The following is a 19202-nucleotide window of genomic DNA, read 5'->3' on the forward strand; positions in this document are numbered from 1 at the left end:
GACGCCAACTGTTCTGTAAGGAGCCTTCCAGATGGCCCCAGTGGATACCGGTCCGGCTGGCGCGGAGATCATCGTTCAGTCCCGCCCCGGTCGACGACCGGCGCCGGGCGCGGAGCAGCCGGACGGGGAGGACGGCCGGGCCCGGTCCGGGCTGGCCCGGACCTTCGCGATCATCAATCTGCTGGCCTCCCGGGCGCCGGAGGCGCTGGGCGTTTCGGCGATCGCACGCGACCTCCGCATTCCCAAGGCGGTCGCGCACCGGATCCTCAAGGAACTGGTGACGGACGCGTTCCTCGCCTTCGACGAGGGGACCAAGCAGTACCAGCTCGGGCCGGGCGCGCTGACTGTCGGCCTGGCCGCGCTGCGGACCCTGGACGTGCCGAAGACGGCCCGTCCCTATCTCGAGCGGCTCGTCGAGCTCAGCGGGGAGACCGCCACGCTCTCCATCCGGCAGGGCTGGCAGCGGGTGTACGTGGACCAGGTGCTCTCCCCGCACGAGGTGCGGATGTCGGTGGCCCTGGGCCGGATGTACCCGCTGCATGCCGGGTCGTCCTCCAAGGCGATCCTCGCCGCGCTGCCGGACGAGACGATCGAGGAGTTCCTCACCCAGCACCGGCACGCCAGTCTCACTCCGCGGACGCTCACCTCGGCCGATGCGCTGCGTGACGACATCGCCGGTATCCGGGAGCGGGGATACGCGGTGAGCTTCGGCGAGCGGCAGGCCGGGTCGGCCAGCGTCGCGGCGGCCATCCGCAGCGCCTCGGGTGACGTGGTGGGCGCGGTGTCGCTGTGTGGTCCGCGGGAGCGGCTCGCCGAGCAGACGCTGCGGCACGGCGCGGCGGTGGTCGAGGCGGCTCGCGCCGTGTCCCGTGACATCGGCTACCGCGGGCCGTTCTGACCGACGGCGCCGGCTCCGGCCCGCCCGGCGGGTCCGAGGAGACCGGCCGCCCCTGACCGCGCGGATCTTCGCGCCACGATGACTCCGGGTGTCCCTCCCGGGGTCATCGGCGTTTCCGGCCCTCTTCGATACGCCGTACGTAACGTTTTGATGAACCGTCATGAACGCTGACACTCAGGCTATCCCGCACTTCGGGAGCGCTCTAGTTTCACGGCGCGGGCGTGTTCAGTGAACACCGTTCACCCTATTGTTCACTCTTGCTAAATCCGGTAGAACTCCTGGTAGGTCCGCTGCTCGGGCCATCTGCCTCGTGCTTCTAGGAGGACTTCTCATGGCTCGTTCACCCCGTCCGGGCGCCTCCTCGCCCGCGCTCTCCCGCCGCGGCGTCCTGCAGTTGGGTGGCAGCGTCGCGCTGCTGTTCGCCACCGGCGCCTGCGCCGCGGACAGCGGCAACAAGTCCACGGACGGCAAGTCCGGCGGTGCCTCCGCCAAGACGCTGCGCATCGCGGTCTCCAGCTACCTGTCGAGCTGGGACCAGGACTTCGTCGGCTTCGATCTCACCGCGCTGATGCTCTACAAGAACGTCTTCCCGTACCTGATCGACTACGGGGTCACCAACGCCGGCGGCAGCCAGATCCTCGACACCCAGAACATCACCCCGACGTTCGCCGAGTCGTTCGAGCCGGACGCCGAGCAGAAGGTGTGGACGCTCAAGCTGCGCCGCGGCGTGAAGTTCGCCAGCGGCAACGAGATGAAGGCCGCCGACGTCAAGTGGTCGAAGGACCGCGCGTTCGCCGCCCAGGCCAACGTCGCCGGCGTCTACCGCACCATCGGCCTGACCAGCGCCGACCAGGTCAAGGTCGTCGACGACTACACGGTCGAGTTCCACCAGGCGTTCCCCAGCGCGCTCACCCGGCAGATCCAGGCGATCTCGCTGTACGTCTTCGACTCCGTCGAGGCCAAGAAGCACGCGAGCGCGAGCGACCCGTGGGCCAAGGACTGGTTCGCGAAGAACCCGCCGACCGGCGGCTACTTCAACGTCGCCAAGGCCACCCAGGGCCAGGAGATCGAACTCACCGCGAACACCGGCTACCCGGGCCCGGACCCGGCCAGGACGCCGACCATCCGGATCTCGGTGGTGCCGGCCGCCTCCAACCAGCGGCTCCAGCTCCAGGCCGGTGACATCGACATCGCCCTGGGCATCAGCCAGCGCGACATCCAGGACCTCAAGAAGGCCCCGGGCATCAAGGTCATCTCGGCGGCCAGCAACCGCCAGGTCGCCATCCAGATGTCGGTCACCGCGGCGCCGTTCAACGACGTGAACGTGCGCAAGGCGCTCGCCTACGCGGTGCCCTACGAGCAGATCATCAACAACGTGTACGGCGGCGACGCCCGCGCGGCCAAGAGCCCGGTCCCGCTGGACATGCCCGGGTACGACGAGAGCGGCTACCCGTTCACCCACGACCTGGACAAGGCGAAGGCCGCGATGGCCGCCGCCGGCCGGGCGTCGCTCGACTCCGAGCTGGTCTTCGAGGCCGACAACGAGGAGCAGCAGAAGATCGCCGTCCAGGTGCAGAGCGAGGCAGCCAAGGCCGGCATCCGGCTCAAGCTGACCCCGCTGGACCCGGCGACCCTCGGCGAGCGGCGGACCAAGAAGAACATCCCGCTCCAGATCACCTCCGGGCAGCTCTGGGTGGACGACGTCGAGTACATGCTGGCTACCAGCTTCGTCAAGGGCGCCAACCTCAACTACTCGAACTACAGCAACCCGGAGATCGAGCAGATCTACGAGAAGTCGCACACCACAGTCGACACGGGCGCCCGCAACGCGCTGTGGAAGCGGGTCCAGGAGATCCTCGCCGCAGACGTGCCGTGGGTGGTCATCTGCCAGCCCAACTTCAACCTGCCCGTCCGGGAATCCGTCGCCGGCTGGGTGCAGCCGATGGACGGCCTCGCCCGCCTGCGCTACCTGAGCGCTTCGGCCTAGGGACGTCACCCACCCATGCGTATCTTCCGGTTCGTCGCCAGGCGACTGCTCCAGCTGATCCCCGTTCTGCTCGGAGTGGTCGTCCTGGCCTTCCTCCTGGTCCGAGTGCTGCCGGGCGACCCCGTCCGCAGCATCCTCGGGCAGAACGCCACCGAGGAGGACGCCGCCGCGGCCCGGGCCCGCTTCGGGCTCGACCAGTCACTGTGGCAGCAGTTCCTCGACTACCTCGGCGGGCTGCTGACCGGTGACTTCGGGACCTCGATCCAGAGCGGCAGCTCCGTGGGCTCGGAGATGGCGCTCCGGGTGGGTCCGACCCTGGAGCTCGTGGTCATCTCGGTGACCATCGCGCTCGTGGTGGCGACGGTGCTGGGCATCTGGTCGGCCAAGCGGGCCAACCGGGCCGGGGACCACAGCGTCCGGATCTTCGCGCTGGTCGGCAACTCCGTGCCGGAGTTCTGGCTCGGCCTGGTGCTGGTGCTCGTCGGCTACAGCATCCTCGGCTGGTTCCCGGCGCCCAACGGCCGGGTCGACCCGGACACCGGCCTGACCCCGCTCACCGGCGCCGACCTCGTCGACGCCGTCCTCACCGCCAACGGGCCGGCGATCGCCTCGGCCGCGGCGTACCTCGTGCTGCCGGTGCTGACACTCGTGGTCGGCGTGGTCGCCCCGCTGCTGCGCAGCGTCCGGGCCTCCGCGCTGGAGGTGCTGCACTCCGAGTCGTACGCCGCTGCGAAGGCGCACGGGCTGCGCGACCGGACGCTGCACTACGGCTACCTGCTGCGGGCGACGCTGGTCCGGCTGCCGTCGCTCGCCGCGCTGGTCTTCGGCACGGCGATCGGCTCCACCGTGCTCGTCGAGTACGTGTACTCGTGGCAGGGCTTCGGCCAGTGGGCCCTGCGCGGCCTGCTCTACCGGGACTACCCGGTGGTGCAGGCGTCGGTGCTGGTCATCGCGTTGTGCTACGTGCTGGTGTTCCTCGTCGCCGACGTGGTCCACGCGATCCTCGACCCGAGAGTGAGGCTCTGATGGCCGAGCTGCGAACCGTCCCGGACGGTCCCGCCGCCGCGCCGGTGGTCGTGCCCGGCGGCGACCGGGACAGCCGTTTCGCCCGCCGCATGATCATCGCCGGGGCGAGCATCCTGTCGGTGGTCGCGCTGGTGGCGGTGTTCGCGCCGCTGCTGAGCCAGTGGGGCGAGACCGAGATCGACGCGGCGAACACCCTGGTCGCCCCGGGCGGCAGCCACCTGCTCGGCACCGACGGCAACGGCATGGACATCTGGAGCCGGGTGCTCTACGCCGCCCGGCTCGACCTGGGCATCGCCCTGGCCGCTGTCGCGCTCGCGGTGGTCGTCGGCACGCTGCTCGGCCTGGTCGCCGGCTACTTCGGCGGCTGGCTCGACGACGTGCTGATGCGGGTGGTCGACATCTTCCAGTCGTTCCCCACGTTCATCCTGGCGCTGGCCGTGGCCGCCCTGCTCGGCAACGGCACGATCAACCTGATCATCACGATCGCGGCGGTGAACGCGCCGGCGTACGCCCGGCTGGTCCGCGCCGAGGTGCGGTCGCTGCGGGAACTGCCGTTCGTGGACGCCGCGATCACCTCCGGGGCGTCGCCGGTCGGCGTGCTCTGGCGGCACCTGCTCCCGAACAGCCTCACCCCGGTCCGGGTCATCGCGCCGCTGAACTGCGGCTGGGCCATGCTCACCCTGGCCGGGCTCTCCTTCCTCGGCCTGGGCGTGAGCATCCCCGAGGCGGAGTGGGGCGCCATGATCAGCCTGGGCGCCGCGGACGTGGTCGGCGGCCGGTGGTGGACCTCGGTCCCGCCCGGCCTGGCCCTGTTCGTCTGCGTCCTGGGGTTCAGCCTGCTCGGCGAAGGCCTGCAGGACCGCGCCAACGCGAAGCGGCGGTGACCATGCTCTCGATCGAGAACCTCTCCGTGACGATCCGCCGGCCCGGCCGGCAGGTGGCGGCGCTCAGCGGCGTGAGCTTCGCCGTACGACCCGGCGAGGTCGTCGGCCTGGTCGGCGAGAGCGGCGGCGGCAAGAGCATGGTGGCCCGCGCGATCGTCGGGCTGCTGCCGGGCGGCTCGCACGCCACCGGCCGGGTGCTGTTCGGCGACGCGGACGTGCTGCGCATGGACGACGCCGCGCTCGCCGCCCACCGCGGGCGCGGGGTCGCGATCTGCTTCCAGAACCCGCGCGGCGCGCTCAGCCCCACCCGAACGATCGGCAAGCAGCTCGTCGACCGGCTCGCCACCCACCAGGAGATGTCCGGCGAGCGGGCCCGGGAGGCGGCGCGCGAGCTGTTCGAGGCGGTCGGCATCCGCAGCCCGCAGCGCCGGCTCGACGCGTACGCCCACGAGCTGTCCGGCGGCATGGCCCAGCGCGTGATGATCTCGCTGGCCACCGGCTGCGCGCCGGAGCTGCTGATCGCCGACGAGCCGACCACCGGCCTGGACGTGACGCTGACCCGGGAGATCCTGCGTCAGTTCCGGCACGCCGCCGACACCGACGGCCGGGGCGTCCTGCTGATCTCGCACGACCTGGCGTCCATCGCGGAGGTCTGCGACCGGGTGGTGGTGCTCTACGCCGGCACCGTGGTGGAGAGCGGACCGGCCGCGCAGGTGCTGCGGGAGCCCGCGCACCCGTACACCCGGGCGCTGCTGCGCTCGGTGCCGGACGTCGGCGGCCGGCCGGTCGTCGCCACCCCCGGCGCCATGCCGCTGCTGACGCAGGCGCCGCACAACTGCCCGTTCGTCGCCCGGTGCGCCCACGCCGACGGCACCTGCTCGTCCCGGCGCCCGGCCACCGTGCCGGTGCCCGGTGGTGGTGAGTGGTCGCTCGCCTGCTTCCACCCGCAGACCCGGCCGCTGGACGCCGGCCTGCCGCGGACGTCGCACGTCCCCGCCGCGTCCGGCGCGGTCGCGGCCGGCGCGGACGCGAAGCCGGCCGTGCTGGAGATCGAGGACGCGCACGTCGTCTACCGCAGCCGGTTCGGTTCCGGCGGGCACCACGCGCTGCGCGGCGTCACGCTGCGGCTCGGGCCGGGCGAGACGCTGGGCGTGGTGGGCGAGAGCGGCTGCGGCAAGAGCACGCTCGCCAAGCTCGTGATGGGCCTCGTCGCGCCCACGTCCGGCACCGTCACGGTCGCCGGGCAGGCGCTGGTCAAGCAGCCAGGCCGTCAGCGCCCGCGGGGCCGGGCGCTGCGCCGGGCCCGGACCCGGGCGCAGCTCGTGTTCCAGGACCCGATCGGCTCGCTGAGCCCGCGCCGTCCCGTCGGCGACTCCATCGCCGAGCCGCTGCGCGCCGCGGGACTGTCCCCGGCCCAACGGCAGGAGCGCGTCACCGCCGTGCTGGACCGGATGGAGCTGGACCGGTCGATCCTCCAGCGCTACCCGCACGAGCTGTCCGGCGGCCAGGCGCAACGCGTCGGCATCGCCCGCGCGCTGGTCGGCGAGCCCGACCTGATCGTGTTCGACGAGCCGACCTCGGCCCTGGACGTGACCGTCCAGGCGCAGATCCTCGACGTGATCGCCGACGTGGCGGCCGACGCGGACCGCGCCTCGGTGTTCATCTCCCACGACCTGGCGACGGTGCGCGGGTTCGCCGACCGGGTCGTGGTCCTCTACCTCGGCCGGGTCGTCGAGGAGGGGCCGGTGGACGTCGTCTTCGACACGCCCCGGCACCCGTACACCCGGGCGCTGCTGGGCAGCGCCCCCCGCCTCGGCGGGACGACCGGGTCCGACGGCGAGGCCGTCGAGCTGGTCAAGGACCTGGAGGAAGCCGACGCCGCGACCGGGTGCCCGTTGGCCGCCCGGTGCCCGTTCGTCACCGACCGGTGCCGATCGGAGCAGCAGGAGCTTCAGTCGTACGGCGAGAGCCGGGCCGCCTGCTGGCGCGTTCCCGAGCTTCCCGCCCTCATCGGAAGGCAGGCTGTCACGCCATGACCCGTCGCCCCATCCGGCTCGCCGTCGACATCGGCGGGACCTTCGTGGACGCCATGGAACTCGACACGCGCACCAACCGGGTCCGCTTCCGCAAGGCGGCCACGACCCCGGCCCGGCCCGCGGACGGTGTCCTCAACGCGATCACCGCGCTCGGCACCGACCTGTCCGAGGTGGAGCTGTTCATCCACGGCACCACGCTCGGGCTCAACGCGGTGCTGGAACGCCGTGGTGGCCGTACCGGCATCATCACCAACGAGGGCTTCCGGGACATCTTCCTGATCGGGCGGGGCAACGTGCCGTCCGACCACATGTACGACTTCCAGTACCAGCGGCCGGAGAGTCTCGTGCAGCGCCGCTTCACCGCCGGCGTGCGGGGCCGGCTGGACCACCGGGGCCGGGTGGTGGAGCCGCTGGACCCGGACAGCGTCCGGGAGGCCGCGCGCACGCTCGTGGTGGACCAGCAGGTCACCTCGATCGCCGTCTGCTTCCTGCACTCGTTCCTCGACCCGAGCCACGAGCGGGAGGCCGCGCGCCTCATCCACGAGGAGTTCCCCGAGGTCAGCCTGTCGCTGTCGACCGACATCGTGCGCGAGTACCGCGAGTACGAGCGCACCAGCACCACGGTGCTGGAGGCGTACATCCGGCCGATCTTCGAGCGGTACGTGGACGAGCTGGAGGCCGGCCTGGCCGACCGCGGCTTCTCCGGGCGCTTCCTGATCATGCGGTCCGGCGGCGGCTCGATGACGAGCGCGGTCGCCAAGACCGCACCCACGCACACCGTGCTGTCCGGCCCGGCCGGTGGCATCGTCGGCGCCGCGTACGTCGCCTCCGAGCTGGGCCGGGACAACGTGCTCACGTTCGACATCGGCGGCACCTCGCTGGACGCCTGCGTGATCGAGCGCGGCAACCCGGTGGCCGCGTACGAGGCCCAGCTGGAGCACTTCCCGCTGCTCATCCCGACGTACGACATCCGGACCATCGGCGCCGGCGGCGGCTCGATCGCGTGGCTGGACCACGGCCTGCTCAAGGTCGGCCCGCAGAGCGCCGGCGCCGACCCCGGCCCGGTCTGCTACGGCCGGGGCGGCACGAAGCCGACGGTCACCGACGCCGCCGTGGTGCTCGGCTACATGGACCCCGACCGCTTCCTCGCCGGCACCATGGGCCTGCGCGACGCCGAGGCGCGCGCCGCCATCGCCGAGCAGCTCGCCGAGCCGCTCGGCCTGACGGTGGAGAACGCGGCGGCGGGCGTGTTCGACGTGTTGCTGGCCCGCACCGTCGGCGCGGTCCGGCAGATCACCGTCGAGCGGGGGCACGACCCCCGGCAGTTCGCGCTGCTGGCGTTCGGCGGCGCCGGACCGCTGCTGGCGCCGCTGCTGGCCCGGGAGATGGGCATCGGCGAGGTGATCGTGCCGTTCGCGCCGTCCGGTTTCTCCGCGTGGGGCATGCTGTCGGCCGACATCGTCAACGACTTCAGCCGTACCGTGATGGCCACGCTCGACGACGCCGACCTGGCGGAGCTGGAGCAGCTGTTCAAGGCGGTCGAGGCCGAGGCGGTCGCGTCGCTCGTGGCGCAGGGCGTGCCGGCCGGCGAGGCGGTGCTGGAGCGGCAGTTCGAGCTGCGTTACCTGGGCCAGGAGCACAGCCTGATGGTCACCGTGGGGCGTGAGCTGGACCGCGACGCCGTCCGCGCCGCGTTCGACGAGACGCACCGCTCCCGGTACGGCCACACCATGGGCAACCCGCTGCAGATCCTCAACCTGCGGGTGCGCGGCATCGGCCGCACCGAGCGGCCCGAGCTGCAGACCCACCCGCGCGGCGACGGCGACCCGTCGCAGGCGCTGCTGACGCAGCGCGACGCCTACGACTTCGGGCAGCACGCGGTGGTGCCGTTCGCCGTCTACGACCGGGCCCGCCTGGAGCCGGGCGACACCTTCGACGGACCGGCGCTGATCGACGAGGGCACCTCCACCACTGTGGTGCCGAGCGGTCAGCGGGTCACCGTCGACGACCACGGATACCTGCTCGTCACCCTGGAGGAAGCCGCATGACCACGCTGGACGGAGCCCAGGTCGAGGTCGTCCGCAGCTATCTGCTGTCGGTCGCGGAGGAGATGCGGGCCACCCTCATCCGTACCTCGTTCAACCCGGTCATCTACGAGGTGCACGACTTCGGCCTGTCGATGTACGACGCCGACCTGCGGCTGGTCGCCGAGGCCACCGGCCTGACGTTCTTCCTCGGCGCGAACGACTTCTCGCTGCGCAAGGGCGTGGAGTACGTGGGCCGGGAGAACCTGCACCGCGGCGACGTGGTGCTGCTGAACTACCCGTACTGGAACGCGGCGCACGCGTTCGACGCGACGCTGTTCGCCCCGGTGTTCCGGCCCGATGAGGCCGACCCCGACGCGGACGGCGACCTGGTCGGCTTCCTCTGCGTCCGCGCGCACTGGATGGACCTGGGCGCCAAGGACCCGGGCTACGTGCTCGACTCGACCGACATGCACCAGGAGGGGCTCATCTTCCCGGGCACCAAGGTCGTGTCCCGGGGCGAGCCGGTGCGCGAGATCCACGAGCTGATCCGGTTCAACTCGCGGATGCCCGACGCGGTGCTCGGTGACCTGCACGCGCAGATCGCCGCGCTGCGCACCGGCGAGCGCCGGATGCTGGAGATCATCGAGAAGTTCGGCCGGGACACAGTGAACCAGGCGATCGACCGCATCATCGCCGACGGTGAGGCCCGGACCCGCGCCGCGCTGGCGACGCTGCCGCAGGGCACCTGGACCGCCGAGGACTGGGTGGACGACGACGGCATCAGCGACGATCCGGTGAAGATGCGGGTCACCGTCACCATCGCCGACGGGCGCTTCATCGTCGACTTCGCCGGCTCGGCGCCTGCCACGCGCGGTCCGATCAACATGCCGTTCGGCGCGACCGAGGCGATCTGCAAGGTCGTGCTGAAGTCGCTGACCTCCCGGGACGAGCCGTCGAACGCCGGCACCGTGACGCCGCTGGAGGTGCGGGCCGAGCCGGGCAGCCTGTTCCACGCCGTCTACCCGCAGCCGACGTTCACGCTCTGGACCGGCATCGTCGCGGTGGAACTGATCCTCAAGGCGCTGGCCCAGGGCATGCCGGACCTGCTGCCCGCCTCCTCCGGCGGCGACGTGCCCGGGTTCATGATGGTCGGCCTGCACCCGGACACCGGGAAGATGTTCGCGGTCAGCAACAACGACCTGGTGGGCTGGGGCGGCACCGCGCAGCACGACGGGATGGACGCCGCCACGCACGTCTCCGGCAGCACCGGCCGGGGCACCCCGATCGAGGTCATGGAGGCCAAGACCGGGATGTTCTTCGAGCGCTGGGAGATCCGCGAGGACTCCGGTGGCGCGGGCCGGTTCCGGGGCGGTTGCGGTCTGCGGCGGGACATCCGGTTCGTGACGCCCGGTGAGTTCCTGACGGTGATCAAGAAGACCAAGAGCGCGCCGTGGGCGCTCGACGGCGGATTGCAGCCGGAGCCGAACCAGATCGTGATGTTCCCGGGCACCGACCGCGAGCACCGCGTGAGCACCAAGCGCACGACGGTCGCTGTCGGCGACCGGGTGACCTTGCTGACCGCCGGTGGCGGTGGGCACGGTGACCCGCGCCGCCGTGACCCGGAGGCGGTGCGGCGGGACGTGGCCGAGGGTTACGTCTCCCGGGAGGCGGCCCGGGACGTCTACGGAGTGGACGTCGATGGGTGAGCCGGCGGTCGACGGGGCGACCGTCGAGGTCGTCCGCAGCCACCTCGTCTCGGCCGCCGAGGAGATGCGGGCCGCGCTGGTGCGCACCGCGTTCAACCCGGTGATCTACGAGGTGTACGACTTCGGCATCTCCGTCTACGACCGGCGGCTGCGGCTGGTCGCGGAGTCCACCGGGTTGTCCCGCTTCCTCGGCGCCAACGACTACTCGCTGCGCAAGGGCGTCGAGTACGTCGGCGTGGAGAACCTGCACCGCGGCGACGTGGTGCTGCTCAACTACCCGTACTGGAACGCGGCGCACACGTACGACGCGACGATGTTCGCGCCGGTCGTGCTGCCCGGCAGCGAGGAGCTGATCGGGTTCCTGTGCATCCGGGCGCACTGGATGGACCTGGGGGCCAAGGATCCCGGCTACGTGCTCGACTCCACCGACATGCACCAGGAGGGGATCATCTTCCCCGGCACCAAGGTGTACGACCGGGGCGAGCCGGTGCACGAGATCCACGAGCTGATCCGGTTCAACTCGCGCATGCCGGAACTCGTCCTCGGCGACCTCAACGCGCAGATCGCCGCGCTGCGTACCGGCGAACGGCGGCTGACCGAGCTGTACCGCGAGTACGGCCCCGCGGTGGTCGACGCGGTGGTCGACCGGGTCATCGACGTCGCCGCGCAGCGCGCCGGGGAGGCGGTGGCCGCGCTGCCGCAGGGCAGCTGGACCGCCGAGGACTGGCTCGACGACGACGGCGTCAGCGACGAGCCGATCCTCATGCGGGTCACGGTCACCGTCGCCGACGGCGAGTTCACAGTGGACTTCGCCGGGTCGTCCCCGGCGGTGCCCGGGCCGGTGAACCTGCCGCTGGGCGCCACCATCGCCACCTGCCGGGTCGCGTTCAAGGGCGTCACGACGCCGCACGAGCAGACGAACGCCGGGCACTTCGCGCCCCTGCGGGTACGCGCCGAGCCCGGCACGCTGTTCCACGCGCGGTACCCGGCCGCCACGTTCACCCAGTGGACCGGCACCGTCGCGCTGGAGCTGATCCTCAAGGCGCTGGCTCAGGGCATGCCGGACCGGCTCGCCGCCTCCTCCGGCGGCGACGTGCCCGGGTTCATGATGGTCGGCCGGCACCCGGACACCGGCGACATGTTCGCGGTCAGCAACAACGACCCGGTCGGCTGGGGCGGCACGCCCTCGCACGACGGGATCGGACCGGCGAACCACCTCTGCCAGACCCAGGCGCGCAACACGCCTGTCGAGGTGCTGGAGTCGAAGACCGGGATGTTCTTCGAGCGCCTGGAGATCCGTACCGACTCCGGTGGCGCGGGGCGGTTCCGGGGCGGCTGCGGCCTGCGGCGGGACATCCGGTTCGTGACGCCGGGTGAGTTCCTGACGGTGATCAAGAAGACGAAGAGCGCGCCGTGGGCACTGGCCGGCGGCGAGCAGCCGGAGCCGAACCAGGTGGTGGTGTTCCCGGGCACGGACCGGGAGCACCGGGTGAGCACACGGCGTACCGCGGTGGCGGTGGGGGACCGGGTGACGTTGCTGACCGCCGGTGGCGGCGGGCACGGTGACCCGAGGAGTCGGGATCCGGAGGCGGTGCGACGGGACGTGGCCGAGGGCTACGTCTCCGCCCGGGCCGCCCGAGACGTTTATGGAGTGATCGCGTGAGTGCCGCCTATTCGCCCGAGCAGCCGAGCGTGCTGCTCGGCAACTGCACAGTGCTGGACGCCCGCGTGGTGGACGGCATGGTGCCCGTGACCGGCGCCGGGGTGTGGGTCCGGGGTGACCGGATCGCCGCCGTCGGGCCGTACGCCGAGGTGGCCGAGCAGGCGCGGGCCGCCGGCCGGCTGGCCGAGGTGGACCTCGACGGCGCGTACCTGACGCCGGGTCTGGTCAACATGCACACCCACTTCTCGCTGTCGCTGCCCGGCTCCGCAGGCGAGGGCGTCAAGGGGATGGGCTCGTACGACCTCGCCCACTACATGGCCGACGGGGCGCGGCGCACGCTGCACTCCGGCGTGACCACCGTGCGCTGCGTGGCGGAGAAGGACCACGCCGACTTCGCGCTGCGGCGGGCGATCAACGCCGGGCGCGTGCCGGGTCCGCGCATCTACACCGCCGGCCGGGCGCTGGTCTGCACCGGCGGGCACGGCCACGAGAGCAACGACACGCTGGAGTGCGACGGTCCGGTGGGGTTCCGCCGGGGCGTCCGCAGCCAGATCAAGGCCGGCGCGGACCTGATCAAGGTGATGATCTCGGGCGGCATCGCCGGTGAGCACGAGAGCATCCACACGCCCCAGCTGTTCGCCGACGAGATGAGCGCGGTGATCGAGACCGCGCACGCGTGGGGCCGCAAGGTGACCGCGCACGCCGGGCCCGCCGACGTGATCGGCGCGGCCGTGGAGCTGGGACTGGACTGCGTGGAGCACGGCTACCAGCTCACCCCGCAGGTCGCGGCGCGGATGGCCGAGCGCGGCACCGCGCTCGTGCCGACGCTGCTGGTGACCCGGTGCAAGGAGTTCTTCGACGAGCTGGGCGTACCGGAGTGGATGCAGTGCCGGTCGCTCGGCGCCGGCCCTCGGCACCTGGAGAGCTTCGACATGGCGATCGCCGCCGGCGTGGAGGTGCTGCTCGGCAGCGACATGCCCCCGTTCTGGCAGTTCGAGGGCACCACCGCCTCGATCCGGGAGCTGGAGTACATGTCCGAGCGGATCGGCACCGCGCGGGCCATCCACGCCGGCACGCTCGGCCCGATCCGGTGGCTCGGCGCCGAGTCCGACCTCGGCACGGTCGAGGCCGGCAAGCTGGCCGACCTGATCGCGACCGACGCCGACCCGCTGGCCGACACCTCGGCCTTCCGGGACGTGCGGTGGGTGATGAAGGGCGGGCAGATCGCCCGCGACGACCGCAACCAGGAGGAGACGCGATGACGTTCGCGCAGGCAGGCGCGGCGGCGATCGCCGCCGGCATCGACGACATGTACGACGCGTTCCTCGCCGGGGACCAGCAGCGGTTCGACACGCACCTGCACCCCGAGGTGACCACCTGGGAGACGCACCTGCCCGGGCCGCTGCGGACCCGCGCCGAGCTGGACGAGTACCGCGCCCGGCGGGACGCCGCGGGGCAGCGGCCCCGGCTGGCGGTGCTCGCCGCACGGGACAAGCGCATCGACGTCTGGGACGACTTCGGCGTGGCCCGGTACGAGCTGGTCGCGCAGCTCGGCCCGGACGACGAGCCGGAGATCACCCGGGTCACCGACGTGGTGCGCCGGATCGACGGCCGCTGGGTGATCGTGCACCACCACGCCGAGCTGGTCCGGGAACCGGTGGGCGCGGCGTGATCCGGCGGCTGGTCGCCGGGCGGACCGGCGAGCCGGCGGACGTGCTGTCGGTCGCCGATCTGCCCGACGACCCGCCGCCCGGCCCCGGTGAGGTACGGCTCGCCGTGCGTACGGTGGGGCTGAACTTCCTGGACGTCATGCTCTGCCGGGGCGAGTACCCGGTGCGGCCCGACCCGCCGATGACACCCGGGGTGGAGGCGGCCGGACTTGTCGTCGCCGCCGGCGCCGGGGCCGGGCACCTGCTGGGTCAGGAGGTGCTCGCCTGCCCGGCGCTGCCGCGCGGCGCGCTCGGCACGACCGTCACCGTGGACGCCGCGGTGGTGGTGCCGCGGCCGTCCACAGTCGACCCGGTGACCGCGGCGGGGCTTCCTGTCACCTACCAGACCGCGTGGTTCGCGCTGGAGCGGGCCGGTCTCACCGCCGGGCAGACGGTGCTGGTGCACGCGGGCGCCGGCGGGGTGGGCATCGCCACGATCCAGCTCGCCGTCGCCCGCGGCGCGCGGGTCCTCGCCACCGCGGGAGGTCCGGCCAAGACGGCGATCTGCCGCGACCACGGCGCCTCGGTCGCGATCGACTACACCGCGGCGGACTTCGTACCAGCCGTGCTCGCCGCCACCGGCGGCTGGGGCGTGGACGTCGTGGTGGACCCGGTGGGCGGCGACGTGTTCGCCCGATCCTGGGAGTGCCTCGCGTTCGAGGGTCGCCTGGTGGCGGTGGGCGCAGCCGGCGGCACGCCGCCGCCGGTCGACCCGCTGCGGCTGATGGCGGCGAACGCGACGCTCGTCGGCCTGTCTTGGGGCTCGCAGTACCCGTGGCGCCGGGCGAGCGCCGTCGAGGCCGCCTACCAGGAGCTGTTCGACATGTGCGTCTCCGGCGCGGTCCGGCCGCCGGTCAGCCGCGTGGTGTCGCTGGACGAGGCGCCCGCGGCGCTCACCGAGCTGGCCGAACGCCGGACCATCGGCAAGATCATCGTACGGATCGAGGAGGGGGAGGGGCCGTGAGCGACGACGGCGACATGGAGATCTACGACCTGAAGGTGACAGTCGACCGGATCGAGGGCCGGTCGGTGTGCGGCATGGCCGTGGGCGACCACTTCGAACTGACGAACAGCGCGCACCTGCGGCTGCCCGAGGGAAAGCACTTCTGCGTGTACGCGCTCGCCTCGGTGCTGCCCTTCCTCGCCGCCAAGCAGCGTGACCTGGCGCCGGGGGACTGGCTGGCCCAGGACTCCCACTTCATCTGCCCCGACCCGGAGGAGCGGCTCGTCATGAAGGTGGAACGGACCTGCCGGCGCACGATGAACTCGGCGGACCTGACATGACCGTCGAGATCGGGCTCGGCCTGCAGAGCGACAAGCCGGCCGGTGCCTACGCCCGGCTGGCCCGCGCCGCCGAGGCGCACGGCTTCGACGTGCTCACCGTCTTCGGCGACCTGATGTACCAGCCGCCCATCTTCCCGCTGCTGGAGATGGCGCAGGCGACCGAGCGGGTACGCCTCGGCGCGGCCTGCCTGAACCCGTACTCGATGGCGCCGTACGAGATCGCCGGTCAGATCGCCGCCCTGGACCTGGCCTCGCACGGCCGGGCCTACCTGGGGCTGGCCCGGGGGACCTGGCTGGGCGCTGTCGGCCTGCCGCAGCCGCGGCCGCTGACCACCATCGAGGAGGCCGTCCAGGTCGTCTACCGCCTGCTGCGCGGCGACCGCGGCGGCTTCACCGGAAAGGTCTTCTCGCTCGCTCCCGGCACCGCGCTGCGCTACGACGTGCAGCGGCCCGACCCGCCGCTGCTGCTCGGCGCGTGGGGCCCGCAGGGCGCCGCGCTGGCCGGCCGGATCGCCGACGAGATCAAGGTTGGCGGCAGCGCCAACCCCGACATGGTCCCGGTGATCCGCGAGCGGCTGCGGACCGGCGCGGAGAAGGCTGGCCGCGACGTCGCCGACGTCGGCATCGTGCTCGGCGCCGTGACAGTCGTCGACACCGACGGTGAGGCGGCCCGCGCGAAGGCCCGCACCGAGGTGGCCATGTACCTGGCCGTGGTGGCCGAGCTGGACCCGACCGTCGAGATGTCCGACGACCTGGTCAAGCGCGTCGGTGAGCTGGTCGACGCGGGCGAGGACGAGGCGGCGGGCCGGCTGATCCCGGACGACGTACTCGACCGGTTCGCCTTCTCCGGCACCCCGGAGCAGGTCGCCGCACAGGCCCAGGCGCTCATCGACGCGGGTGTCCGCCGGGTCGAGTTCGGCACGCCGCACGGCCTCACCGACGAGCGCGGCGTGGACCTGCTCGGCTCCGCGGTCCTGCCGCTGCTGCGCAGGTGAGTCAGGTGAGGCTCACCGTCCTGGTCGGCCCCGGCCTGGTGGCCGACGCGGCCCTGCTGGCGTCGCTGACCGCCGCCACCTGCGCCGAACTCGACGTCGCCGGTCACGTCGTCACCGTCGCCTCGGCCGACGAGCTGCGCTCCTTGCTCGCCACCACGGACCAGCCGGTGGTGGCGCTGCCCGGCCCCACACCGGCGGCCCGCGCCCTCATCGGCGCGCAGCCGTCCGGCGTGGTCTGGTACGACCTCACCGTCGAGCCGCCGGTGCCCGGCGCGGTCCACCTGGCCGGGCGGGGACTGTGGGGCCTGGCCTGGGCGATCCGGCACTCCGTGCACCGCCTCCGCGCGCCGGCCACCCGGATCGCCTACGGACCGGACCCGGACCAGTGGGGCGACCTGCGGCTGCCGTCCACGCCGGACACCGGCCCGGCGCCGGTCGCGGTGCTGCTGCACGGCGGGTTCTGGCGCTCCGTCTGGGGAGCCGACCTGATGGACGCGCTCGCCGCCGACCTGGCCCGGCGCGGGTACGCGTCCTGGAACCTGGAGTACCGGCGCCCGGATCGGCACGGCTGGGACGCGACCACGCGGGACGTGGAGGCGGGCCTCGTCGCGCTGCGGGAGCCGGCTCGCGACCGGCCGCTGGACCTGGACCGGATCGTCGTGCTGGGACACTCGGCCGGCGGGCAGCTCGCGCTGCGCGCCGCGGCGGACCTCGCCGCGCGTACGGGCGGGCCGCGTGTCGCGCTCGCGGTCTCGCTGGCCGGGGTGCTCGACCTCACCGAGGGCGAGCGGCGTTACCTCGGCGACGGCGCGGTCGCCGAGGCCCTGGGCGGTTCACCGGCGACGGCTTCACGCCGGTACGCCGAGAGCGACCCGATGCGGCGCCTGCCGACCCGGGTGCCCACACTCCTCGTGCAGGGGACGGAGGACAGCCTCGACCTCGTCGACGCCAACCGGCGCTACGCCGTGGCGGCGGCCGATGCGGGGGACGACGTCCGCTACCTCGAACAGCCGGGGGACCACTTCGCCGTCATCGACCCGGCCTCCGTCATCTGGCAGGACACGATGACCGCCGTGGAGGCCCGCCTCGGTCGCTGACGCGGACACGGAATCGCCCTCCGGGTTCACATAGGTGAACACGGAGGGCGATTCGTGGTGCCCGGCGCGCGCCCTCAGAACAGGCGGGGCGTGACGACGGAGACCACAGTCGTCACCGCGTCGGTGTCGTTGTAGAGCTGGTGCGGCACCGACGAGCGCAGGTGCACGCTGTCGCCCGGGAACAGCCGGTGCTCGACGCCCTCGACCTCGTAGAGCAGCTCGCCCGAGATGACGTAGGCGAACTCCTCGCCCCGGTGGCCGTACGCGTTCTCCCGGCGCCCGCCCGGCGCGATGTGCACGAGCATCGGTTCGAGCACCAGGTCCGGCCCCCGGTCGGAGAGCATGCGGTAGGTCTGCTGCCCGGACACGTACTGCGTTGCGGCCGTCTCCGCCCTGGTCAGCGTGAAGTGCCGGGGAAGCGAGGAGACGGTGCTGTCCGGCGAGGCGGTGCCGGCGTCGAAGAAGTCGGCCACCGACCGGTCGAGCGCCTTGGCGACGCTGCCGAGCGCGGTCAGGCCGATGGAGGAGATGCCGCGCTCGACCTGGGACAGGAAGCCGATGGACAACCCGGAGCGGGAGGCGAGGCCGCGCAGCGTCAGCCCGCGTTCCTTGCGGTAGCGCCGGATCCGGGCGCCGACGACGCCCGCGGGCGTGTTCTCGTCCGCGGCGCCACCGGAGCCGGCCTGCTCCGACGGCGGCTGACTGTTCATGGGCCGCACGAGACCTCCCTGTCGCGGTGGCGGGGGATCCGCCCGGGATGTTCGATGGTATCGAACATGGCCGCGAATGTGCGAGGGGGAGGCGCTGTCAATTCCGGTCACCGCGGGTGCCTCCGCGCCACGTCGTCCCTGGTGGACCGGCCCGACGGGTCAGCCGGCGCGGCGCAGCCGGCCGAGCATGCCGGCGAGGTCCTGGACGAACAGTTCGTGGCGGAAGTAGTGGCCGCCCGGAACCTCGCGCCACTCGTGCGGGATGCCGGCCCGGCCCAGCAGGCTACGGAACTCGCGCTGCCCGGCCAGCACCTGGCCCTCGTTGACCTGGTCGAACCAGTTGATCGGGTCGGGTGACGTCCCGGCGGCCAGGAAGATCCGCTTGTTGCGGTAGCTCTCGATGCGCTCGACCGGGTTGTCCGCGCTGACCCGGGCCTCGTCCCACAGGGGCGCGCCGTAGACCGTTCCGCCGCCGAGGTCGAGCGCGGCCGAGGTGGCGTTCGCCCAGTGCACGACGAGACCGAAGTCCCGGCGCAGGCTGGCCGGCCCGGAGTGGGAGCTGACCGAGCAGAAGTGGCCGTAGTACTTCGCGGTGTACTTGAGCGCCCCGAAACCGCCCATCGAGAAGCCGGCCACCGCGCGACCGTTGTACTCGGGGAACGTGCGGAAGTTGGCCTCGATCCACGGCAGCAACTGGGCCATGTGGAACGTCTCCCAGTTGCGCGGCCCGGCGTTGCTGGTGACCGGGTTGGAGTACCAGCCGGTGGAGGCGTCCGGCATGACCACGATGATCTCGCGGCCGGCGGTCAGGTTGATGATGTTGTCCTGGAGATGGAACGTGCGGAAGTCCTGCCGGCCGCCGTGCAGCAGGTACAGCACCGGGTAGCGCTTGCCACTGGTGTGGTAGCCGTCGGGCAGCAGCACGTTCACCGCGGGATCCCACTCGATCGCGTCAGTGGCGAAGCGGAAGTACTGCAACCGGCCGCCGTTCTCGTTGCGGTCGACGATGCGGAGGCCGTACCCGTCGCGGGCGGCGGCGCTCGCCGCGGACGGCGCGGTGAAGGCGCCGGCCAGGGCACCGGTCGCCGCGACCGCGGCGGCGCCGGTGAGCAGCCGACGGCGGCTCACGGTGGGGGGAGCGATGCGATCGTGCGACATGGATCCTCCTGGGACTCGGTTG

16 protein-coding genes are annotated in these 19202 nt (G+C 72.4%); 14 read left to right on the top strand and 2 right to left on the bottom strand.

The window, feature by feature from the left end:
• Positions 1–31: 31 nt before the first annotated feature.
• The 14 genes from Q3W68_RS13950 (at position 32) to Q3W68_RS14015 (ending at position 17312) form a co-directional block, all read left to right on the top strand.
• On the top strand, positions 32–898 hold the full coding sequence (locus Q3W68_RS13950) for an IclR family transcriptional regulator (RefSeq protein ID WP_302905824.1): 867 nt from the start codon (positions 32–34) through the stop codon (positions 896–898).
• A 331-nt stretch (positions 899–1229) separates the two neighbouring features.
• Positions 1230–2885 carry an ABC transporter substrate-binding protein gene (locus tag Q3W68_RS13955; RefSeq protein ID WP_302905825.1) on the top strand — a complete coding sequence of 552 codons (1656 nt, stop codon included), beginning with the start codon at positions 1230–1232 and terminating at the stop codon, positions 2883–2885.
• A gap of 15 nt (positions 2886–2900) precedes the next feature.
• Positions 2901–3911, top strand: coding sequence for an ABC transporter permease (locus tag Q3W68_RS13960; protein ID WP_302905826.1), 1011 nt, complete (start codon positions 2901–2903; stop codon positions 3909–3911).
• Entirely contained in the window at positions 3911–4795 is an 885-nt protein-coding gene (locus Q3W68_RS13965) for an ABC transporter permease (protein ID WP_091427917.1), read from the top strand. The genes Q3W68_RS13960 and Q3W68_RS13965 overlap by 1 nt, the downstream gene beginning before the upstream one ends.
• Positions 4796–4797: 2 nt before the next feature.
• Positions 4798–6831, top strand: a complete 2034-nt coding sequence (locus tag Q3W68_RS13970) for an ABC transporter ATP-binding protein (RefSeq protein WP_302906185.1) — start codon at positions 4798–4800, stop codon at positions 6829–6831.
• A complete protein-coding gene (locus Q3W68_RS13975; protein ID WP_302905827.1) occupies positions 6828–8879 on the top strand; it encodes a hydantoinase/oxoprolinase family protein in 2052 nt (683 codons plus the stop codon). The genes Q3W68_RS13970 and Q3W68_RS13975 overlap by 4 nt, the downstream gene beginning before the upstream one ends.
• Entirely contained in the window at positions 8876–10564 is a 1689-nt protein-coding gene (locus Q3W68_RS13980) for a hydantoinase B/oxoprolinase family protein (protein WP_302905828.1), read from the top strand. Before Q3W68_RS13975 ends, Q3W68_RS13980 begins: the two co-directional genes overlap by 4 nt.
• Positions 10557–12227, top strand: coding sequence for a hydantoinase B/oxoprolinase family protein (locus tag Q3W68_RS13985; RefSeq protein WP_302905829.1), 1671 nt, complete (start codon positions 10557–10559; stop codon positions 12225–12227). Before Q3W68_RS13980 ends, Q3W68_RS13985 begins: the two co-directional genes overlap by 8 nt.
• Positions 12224–13489 (top strand): amidohydrolase family protein, encoded by a 1266-nt coding sequence (locus Q3W68_RS13990; protein WP_302905830.1) that lies wholly within the window; start codon positions 12224–12226, stop codon positions 13487–13489. The genes Q3W68_RS13985 and Q3W68_RS13990 overlap by 4 nt, the downstream gene beginning before the upstream one ends.
• The gene (locus Q3W68_RS13995) at positions 13486–13899 is read left to right on the top strand and encodes a nuclear transport factor 2 family protein (protein WP_120570821.1); all 414 of its coding nucleotides are present in this window, start codon (positions 13486–13488) and stop codon (positions 13897–13899) included. Before Q3W68_RS13990 ends, Q3W68_RS13995 begins: the two co-directional genes overlap by 4 nt.
• A complete protein-coding gene (locus tag Q3W68_RS14000; protein ID WP_302905831.1) occupies positions 13896–14900 on the top strand; it encodes a zinc-binding dehydrogenase in 1005 nt (334 codons plus the stop codon). The genes Q3W68_RS13995 and Q3W68_RS14000 overlap by 4 nt, the downstream gene beginning before the upstream one ends.
• Positions 14897–15220 (top strand): TIGR04076 family protein, encoded by a 324-nt coding sequence (locus tag Q3W68_RS14005; protein ID WP_302905832.1) that lies wholly within the window; start codon positions 14897–14899, stop codon positions 15218–15220. Before Q3W68_RS14000 ends, Q3W68_RS14005 begins: the two co-directional genes overlap by 4 nt.
• On the top strand, positions 15217–16215 hold the full coding sequence (locus tag Q3W68_RS14010; RefSeq protein WP_302905833.1) for an LLM class flavin-dependent oxidoreductase: 999 nt from the start codon (positions 15217–15219) through the stop codon (positions 16213–16215). Before Q3W68_RS14005 ends, Q3W68_RS14010 begins: the two co-directional genes overlap by 4 nt.
• Before the next feature lie 5 nt (positions 16216–16220).
• On the top strand, positions 16221–17312 hold the full coding sequence (locus Q3W68_RS14015) for an alpha/beta hydrolase (RefSeq protein ID WP_302905834.1): 1092 nt from the start codon (positions 16221–16223) through the stop codon (positions 17310–17312).
• A gap of 74 nt (positions 17313–17386) precedes the next feature.
• On the opposite strand, the gene Q3W68_RS14020 is transcribed toward Q3W68_RS14015, so the two are convergent.
• On the bottom strand, positions 17387–18022 hold the full coding sequence (locus Q3W68_RS14020) for a helix-turn-helix domain-containing protein (protein WP_302905835.1): 636 nt from the start codon (positions 18020–18022) through the stop codon (positions 17387–17389).
• 159 nt (positions 18023–18181) lie between these two features.
• Positions 18182–19180, bottom strand: coding sequence for an alpha/beta hydrolase family protein (locus Q3W68_RS14025; RefSeq protein WP_302905836.1), 999 nt, complete (start codon positions 19178–19180; stop codon positions 18182–18184).
• Positions 19181–19202: the final 22 nt, after the last annotated feature.

Origin of the sequence: Micromonospora sp. C28ISP2-4 (assembly GCF_030519385.1) — a bacterium.
Classification (GTDB): domain Bacteria; phylum Actinomycetota; class Actinomycetes; order Mycobacteriales; family Micromonosporaceae; genus Micromonospora; species Micromonospora tulbaghiae.

Bases quoted from the DNA above. Each gene is read 5' to 3' on its own strand.
- Q3W68_RS13950 (WP_302905824.1), top strand. From the start codon at position 32: ATGGCCCCAGTGGATACCGGTCCGGCTGGCGCGGAGATCATCGTTCAG.
- Q3W68_RS13955 (WP_302905825.1), top strand. From the start codon at position 1,230: ATGGCTCGTTCACCCCGTCCGGGCGCCTCCTCGCCCGCGCTCTCCCGC.
- Q3W68_RS13960 (WP_302905826.1), top strand. From the start codon at position 2,901: ATGCGTATCTTCCGGTTCGTCGCCAGGCGACTGCTCCAGCTGATCCCC.
- Q3W68_RS13965 (WP_091427917.1), top strand. From the start codon at position 3,911: ATGGCCGAGCTGCGAACCGTCCCGGACGGTCCCGCCGCCGCGCCGGTG.
- Q3W68_RS13970 (WP_302906185.1), top strand. From the start codon at position 4,798: ATGCTCTCGATCGAGAACCTCTCCGTGACGATCCGCCGGCCCGGCCGG.
- Q3W68_RS13975 (WP_302905827.1), top strand. From the start codon at position 6,828: ATGACCCGTCGCCCCATCCGGCTCGCCGTCGACATCGGCGGGACCTTC.
- Q3W68_RS13980 (WP_302905828.1), top strand. From the start codon at position 8,876: ATGACCACGCTGGACGGAGCCCAGGTCGAGGTCGTCCGCAGCTATCTG.
- Q3W68_RS13985 (WP_302905829.1), top strand. From the start codon at position 10,557: ATGGGTGAGCCGGCGGTCGACGGGGCGACCGTCGAGGTCGTCCGCAGC.
- Q3W68_RS13995 (WP_120570821.1), top strand. From the start codon at position 13,486: ATGACGTTCGCGCAGGCAGGCGCGGCGGCGATCGCCGCCGGCATCGAC.
- Q3W68_RS14010 (WP_302905833.1), top strand. From the start codon at position 15,217: ATGACCGTCGAGATCGGGCTCGGCCTGCAGAGCGACAAGCCGGCCGGT.
- Q3W68_RS14020 (WP_302905835.1), bottom strand. From the start codon at position 18,022: ATGAACAGTCAGCCGCCGTCGGAGCAGGCCGGCTCCGGTGGCGCCGCG.
- Q3W68_RS14025 (WP_302905836.1), bottom strand. From the start codon at position 19,180: ATGTCGCACGATCGCATCGCTCCCCCCACCGTGAGCCGCCGTCGGCTG.